The following is a 992-nucleotide window of genomic DNA, read 5'->3' as shown; positions in this document are numbered from 1 at the left end:
ACCGCTGACATTTCAGGCATTGAGCCGCCACGAAGTCTATACAGATACATTTAAAGAACAAAATCCAAGCGTCATTTCTCATATTGATGCCGCAGACTGGGCCAACTTGATTATCGTAGCGCCGGCTACGGCTAATGTGATTGGAAAACTGGCAAACGGCATCGCTGATGATATGCTGACGACAACATTGTTGGCAGCAACGGCTCCCGTTTGGATCGCGCCGGCGATGAATGTTCATATGTATGACCACCCGGCAGTCAAACGAAACATTTCTGTTCTTTATCAGGACGGTTATCGTTTTATTGAGCCAAGTGAGGGCTATTTAGCATGCGGTTACGTAGGAAAAGGCAGATTGGAAGAGCCGGAAAACATCGTAAAGCTGGCCGAAAAACATTTTGCTGAAGAAACATCCGCTCCTTTAGAAGGCAAGCATGTGGTCATTACAGCCGGCCCAACGCGGGAAGCGGTTGATCCTGTCCGGTTTTTTACCAATAAATCGACGGGCAAAATGGGCTACGCATTAGCGGAGGCTGCTGTTCAGCTCGGCGCACGGGTAACCTTAATTTCTGGGCCTGTTTCACTTGATCAGCCTAAAGGCCTTGCTGAGTTTATCCCTGTTCAATCGGCTGCGGATATGCGCGAAGCTGTGCTCTCTGTGTATGACGCAAGTGATATAGTCATTAAAACAGCTGCGGTAGCCGATTTTACGCCGAAAACAGTATTTGACCATAAAATGAAAAAACAAGACGGCGGCATGACCTTAGAATTGAAAAGAACAGTCGATATTTTGAAAGAATTGGGCGAGAAAAAGAAAGAGCAGATTTTGGTCGGATTTGCCGCCGAAACACAAGACATTGAACACTATGCACGTAAAAAGCTCGCCGCTAAAAACCTTGATTTGATTGTGGCAAATGATGTGAAAGCAAATGGGGCCGGTTTTGGTGCTGATACGAATATCGTGACAATCTTTTTCAAAGACGGGCATAAACGCG

At 46.4% G+C, this 992-nt stretch carries 1 protein-coding gene; it reads left to right on the top strand.

Annotated elements, in window-relative coordinates:
* Positions 1-992 (top strand): bifunctional phosphopantothenoylcysteine decarboxylase/phosphopantothenate--cysteine ligase CoaBC (coaBC, locus tag ACWHAR_RS23590; protein ID WP_452088008.1); only part of this gene is annotated, 992 nt, incomplete at both ends.

It is taken from the genome of Bacillus sp. LR--39 (assembly GCF_053613335.1).
The sequence above is the reverse complement of the archived record's forward strand: the minus strand, read 5'-3'. Positions and strand labels throughout refer to the sequence as shown.